The sequence below is a fragment of the Acidimicrobiales bacterium genome, assembly GCA_035533595.1.
Taxonomy (GTDB): Bacteria; Actinomycetota; Acidimicrobiia; order Acidimicrobiales; family Bog-793; genus DATLTN01.
In genome coordinates, this window is sequence record DATLTN010000015.1 from 1 (window position 1) to 5,864 (window position 5,864).

Here is a 5,864-nt window from a genome sequence, read left to right on the forward strand (position 1 = left end):
GGTGCTCGTCCGGGCTGCGCCTCGGCGCCCCGGTGCGAGCCGTCACGCAACGGCTCAGGCCGCCGCCTCCACGCCGGGGCGAGGAGGAGCGCGACCGGCGACACGACGCTCGTGGACGACGTGATCTTCGTCGACCGGCAGCCCTGCGGCGCGGCAACTCAGCCAGCCGCGGCCAGGCCCTTCGCCGACCGGCAGGGGTCGCCGGAGAGCCGGACGAGCGAGACAGTCTCTGGGGTCGTGCGTCGCCGCCAGCTCGCGGCGGCGAGGACGCGGACCTGGGTGGGGACGAAGCGCGACGCGCTTCGGCGCGCGGGCCGGACACGCGACCTCGCGCCTCGGCCACCGAGTCGCCGGGAATCCGCGGTGCCCCGGCGGGAGTCAGGCGTTGGCGAGATGCTCGGAGCCGGCGCAGGGCGCCATAATGTCGCCGAGAGATCGACGTAGGCTTGCCATGTCGCGATCGAGGGACGGGGAGCGCCACGTGAGCCGACTGGTCGGGCGCGCCGAGGAGCTGGCACTGCTCGCCAGCGCGTTCGACGATCTCTCCCCTGTCCGCGCGTCGTGGGCGCAGGTGACGGGCGAGCCGGGGATCGGCAAGACCCGCCTCGTCGCCGAGCTCTGCGAGCGGGCCGAGACCCGCGACGGCCTGGTGCTCGTCGGCCGAGGCGCAGAGCTCGAGCACGACGTCCCCTTCGGGATCGTGATCGACGCCCTCGACGACTACCTGGGCTCCCTCGACGTCCCACGCCTCGCCGAGCTGTGCGGCCGCCAACGCGCCGAGGTCTGCCGGGTCTTCCCCGCGCTCGCCGGGCTCGGGCTGCGAGGCGACCACAGCTCTGAGGACGAGCGCTACCCCATCTACCGGGCGCTTCGCGTCCTGATCGAGCGTCTGGCTACCCCGGGCCCCCTGCTGCTCGCCCTCGACGACCTGCACTGGGCCGACAGCGCGTCGATCGAGCTGGTCGCCTTCCTCCTCCGCCATCCACCCGAGGCCCGCGTACTGCTGGTCCTCGCCTGGCGCCCGGGACAGGCCCCGGGGCTCGCCGACATCCTGGCGAGAGGGGCGAAGGACCTACCGGGGACCGCCGTCGGCCTCATGACCCTCGCCGAGGACGAGGTCGGCGAGCTGCTCGGCGGCACGCTCGAGCCTTCACACCTCACCGCCCTCTACCGGGCAAGCGGCGGCAATCCGTTCTACGCCCAGGCGCTCGCCTCCGCAGCCGATGGGAGCGGGCTCTCGACAGGGCCCGGGGCGGAGGAGGACGGGGGCGCCATCCCCGCCCCGGTCGCCGCGGCCATCCGCCACGAGATCGATGCGCTGTCATTGCCGGCACGCCTCCTCGCCCAGGGGGCTGCGGTCATCGGCGAGCCGTTCGAGCTCGAGCTTTCGGCAAGCTGTGCCGACGTGGCGCCGGACAAGGCGCCGCACGCCCTCGACGAGCTCGTCGTGGCGGGGATCGTCCACGCGACCGAGAGCCCCCGGCGCTTCGCCTTTCGCCACCCGATCGTGCGCCGCGCCGTCTACGACTCGGCCGGCCCCGGCTGGCGTGTCGCTGTGCACGCCCGCGCCGCGGCGGCACTGGCCGAGCGGGGGGCGCCGGTCACCGCGACGGCCCACCACGTGGCGCGCTCAGCCGCTGCAGGGGACCTGGCGGCAGCGGCGCTCCTCTACGACGCCGCCACCGAGGTCGTGCCGCACGCCCCGAGGAGCGCGTCGGCATGGCTCGGCGTGGCGTCGGCCATCGTCGCCCGCCGTCCCGAGACTGCGGGGACGCGCCTCGCGCTGCTGATGGCACGGACGCGGGTCCACTGCGTGCTCGGCGAGCTCGAGGCCGCCCACGACGCGCTCGCCGAGGCCCTCGAGCTCGTCGCGGTGGGCGATCCGTTGCGCCTCAGGCTCGTGGCCGGCAGTGCCGCGGTCGACCATGGTCTCGGCCGCTTCGCCGAAGCGCGCGCCACCCTGCTCGGGGCCCTCGAGGAGCCGCCCGCCGCCGCGCCGGGCGCGGCCGCGACCTTGTGCATCGAGCTCGCCGTCTCCTGGCTGTACACCCTCGACCTCGCGGAGGCGACGGCCTTCGCCACGCGGGCGCTTCAGGCGTCGGTCGGCTCCGACCGGCTGCTCGAGGCGACGGCGCGGGCGCTGCTGGCCTTCGTCCACGCGAGCGCCGAGGAGGCTGAGGCGAACGCCACGGCCCGAGCCCACCGGACGGAGGCGCAGACGATCCTCGACCGCCTGGGCGACGACGAGGTGGCAGCGCGCCTCGACGCGCTCTTCTACCTCGGCTGGGCAGAGCGCCTGCTCGAGGAGTACGGCGCATCCGCGGTGCACCTCGGGCGGGCGATCGCGGTCGCCGAGGCCGGGGGCGGCTCGCAGTGGCTCGTGCCGACGATGATCGAGCAGGTCAAGGCGCTGGTGTCCTGCGGGCGGATCACCGAGGCCCGTGCGCTCGCCGACACGGCGCTCGAGATGGCGCGGGTCTTGGGCGTCGACCTCGTCCTCCTCCTCGCCCTCACGGCCGAGGTCGGCGTCCTCGCCGCCGCAGGCGAGATCGAGGGGGCGATCGCCGCCGGCGACGAGGCGCTCGGTCTCGGGGACTTCGCGGCGAGCTACCACCGCGCCAACGTCCGCCGCCAGGTCGCGCTGGCCCGGCTCGAGGCCGGAAGTGCCGATGGGCTCCTCGCCGAGCTGGCGGCGATCGAGGATGAGAGCGCCGGGTCAGATGGCGGCGGGGCCAACGTCACCGACGGCATGGCCTGCCGGCTCCTCGAGGCGCGCTGTCGCGCCGAGCTCGCCGGCCGGCGGGGCGCGGCGGCGAGGGAGCTGGCCGACGAGGTCGCTCGGCTGGCAGCCGTCCTCGGCTCGCCGGCGTCGGCCGGCTTCGCCTGTCGCGCCCGGGCCCGGGTGCTGGCGGCCACGAAGCCCGAGGAGGCGCTCGTCCTCCTCGGGCGGGCCGGTTCGCTCTTCGCGCAAGCCGGCGCGCTCGTCGAGGCCGCACGGACCCGTGCGCTCGGCGGCGAGATCCGCGGCGCGTGCGGCCGCACCGCCGAAGCGCTCGCCGAGCTCTCGGAGGCGAGCGATGCCCTTCGCTCCTACGGCGCCTTCGGCTCGGCAGACCAGGCCGGCGCCGTGCTCCGCCGCCTCCGACGTGCCGGCGCGCGGCCGACCAGACGCGGGCGGCCGGCGACGGGCGCCGCGGCCCTGAGCCCGCGTGAGCGCGAGATCGCCGAGCTCGTCGCCGAGGGGAGGACCAACCGCGAGATCGCCGTCCAGCTCGTGCTCAGCGAGAACACCGTCGAGAGCCACCTCGGCCGCATCCTGGCGAAGCTCGAGGTGACCGGACGAGGGGCGGTCGCGCGGGCGATCAGCAGGACGGGCCCGCCGTTCCCCGCCCCCGAGCAGACGTGAGTCCCGCCGATCGTGCTGCGCCGATCGGTCTCGGGTCTCGGCTCGGCTCCACCGCCCCCGACGAGCCCGGCTCCCGTGCGTGCCAGGCGGTCCCCTCGGTCGTCGTCGTCACCTCCGGGCTCGTCGGCAGCCGTCGCCGCCTGCTTCTCCTTCACTGCCGGGCGCACACCAGTTCCGCGGCGGGCACGGCGCCGGCCGTTCGATCTGCGCGCCGCCGAGCGACGTGACGGCTGGGCGGCGCGGGCCCCGCGGGCGACGGGCACCTTCGCGCTGATCACTCACCTGCTCGGTCCGGCAGGGCGCGCCGCATCACGCGAGCGCCGACGGGAGGGTCGTTCGCAGGGGGGCGCCGGATCCGAGCGCCCGGAACGTTCACGGATTTCCGGGATAGGAATGCGGTGGGGGTCCTGTCAGGCTGAGCGCCCGGTGCCCACCTACCAGCTGCTCCACCGCCACGAGCCCGACGAGTGCCGCTTTGCCTACGCGGCGTGGAAGGGCTTTTCGAGCCCGCTCCGCCACCGCCCGGCGCTCTCCTGGTGCGCGAAGGGCGGGCACCGGATCTGCTGGACCGTCGAGGCAGAGAGCCCCGAGACCGCCCTGTCGCTGCTGCCGTCCTTCCTCGCCACCCGCTGCGAGGTCGATCCCGTGAGCGAGGTGCCGATCCCATGAGCCACGACCGACCGCCGAGCCCGGCACGTCCCTCGAGCACCCCGAGAAGGACGGCGCGAGCCCTCGTGTCCCGACGACCCCGTTCTTCGCCGGGCTTCCAGCCGAAGCCCCGGCGCCGGCTCCTCGTGGCCGGGCTGGCCGCGCTGAGCCTCGTCGCGAGCGCCGCCGTCGTCGGGCTGACGGCCGGCTCGGCCGCCGCGGCCGGCACGACGTTCTACGTCTCGACCGGTGGCAGTGACACGAATCCGTGCACCGAGGCCAGCCCCTGTGCCTCCATCTCACATGCCGTCTCGCTGGCAGCGGCGGGTGACACCATCTCGGTCGGGCAGGGCACCTTCGACGACCATGTCGACGTCGCCACCAACCTCACCATCGTGGGCGCCGGCACCGGGCTCACGATCGTCAACGGCCAGCTCAGCGGGACCGTGTTCACCATCGCGGCAGGCGCGACCGTGAGCATCTCCGACCTCACGATCACCGGGGGCCAAGGCGTGAACGGCGGCGGGGTCAACGACGCTGGCACCCTTGACCTGGAGCGTGTCAGCGTCTCGATCAACTCCGCGGTCGGCCCGGTCGGGTCGATGACCGAGGGCCAGGGCGGCGGCATCTATGCGAGCGGCTCCCTGATCGCGCAGGACTCGACGTTCTTCTCCGACCAGGCGACCAACGCCGGTGGAGCAGTCGCAAGCGCCCCGGTCTCGGGCAGGAGCATCATCCTCCTGCGCGATGCGGTCTGGCAGAACACCGTCACGAGCGCCGACAGCGCCCTGCTCGGTGGCGGCGGGGTCTATGTAGGGATCGACGCCCTCGCAGATCTCGAGTACGACACCCTCGCTGAGAACCAGGTCCTCGGGTCCCTCGGCGCCGGCGGGGCCATTCAGGCGTCTGAGTCGCACGGCGCGTTCCTGCTCGGCGACACCATCGCCGGCAACGTCGCCCCTTCGGGCGGCGGTTGGAACGGCGTAGGCGGTAGCGCAGGATCGAGCATCTTCGCCGCCAACCAAGGCGGCAACTGCGACCAAACGCTGGGCGACAACGGTTACAACCTCGAAGACGACGCGGCCGGCCAATGCGGGTTCAGTGCCGGTGCGCACGATGTCGTCGGCGTGAGCCCCGACCTCGGTCCCCTACAGGGAAACGGTGGTCCTACGTTCACCGAGGCGATCGGCGACACCAGCGTCGCCTATGACGTCGTCGCCGCATCGAGCGGCGACTGCACCGGCACCGACCAGCGGGGCGTGGCCCTCCTCCAGCCAGGGGCGACGTCGTGCGACATCGGCGCGTACCAGCTCGCCAGCGCCCCGCCCCTCTCGGTCACGACCACCTCGCTTCCCGCCGGCCAGGTGGGCGCTTCGTACTCGGCGAGCCTCGCCGCTACCGGCGGCACGATGCCCTACACCTGGGCGGTGACGACCGGCAGCCTGCCCCCGGGCCTGTCGCTCGACGCCTCGACCGGGGCGATCACCGGCAAGCCAACGGGCGCTTCGGCCACGACGGACTTCAGCGTGACCGTGACCGACTCGACGAGCCCGACGGCCAAGAGCGCGAGCGCGGCCCTGTCGGTCACTGTCGCCCCGGGCCCTGGCGTGAGCCTCGACATCGTCTACAAGCTTGACCGCAGCTGGAGGAGCGGTTTCGAGGCAGAGCTCGACATCACCAACACCTCGTCCGCCCCGCTCGGCAGCTCGGCATCGCCCTGGGTGCTCGGCTTCTCGCTTCCAAGGACCACCCGCATCTCCTCGCTGTGGGACGCGACGCTCGTCTCGTCGAGCCCCGGCGACTACCTCGC

At 73.9% G+C, this 5,864-nt stretch carries 3 protein-coding genes; all 3 read left to right on the forward strand.

All coding sequences use genetic code 11. From position 1 onward, the window contains the following. Positions 1–481 precede the first annotated feature (481 nt). Complete coding sequence (locus VNF07_02560) at positions 482–3,406, forward strand: AAA family ATPase (GenBank protein HVB05113.1); 2,925 nt, start codon at positions 482–484, stop codon at positions 3,404–3,406. Between the two features lie 426 nt (positions 3,407–3,832). Then, a complete protein-coding gene (locus VNF07_02565) occupies positions 3,833–4,075 on the forward strand; it encodes a hypothetical protein (GenBank protein ID HVB05114.1) in 243 nt (80 codons plus the stop codon). A 125-nt stretch (positions 4,076–4,200) separates the two neighbouring features. Beyond that, positions 4,201–5,864, forward strand: a 1,664-nt coding sequence (locus tag VNF07_02570) for a putative Ig domain-containing protein (GenBank protein HVB05115.1), incomplete at its 3' end; no start/stop codon positions are given.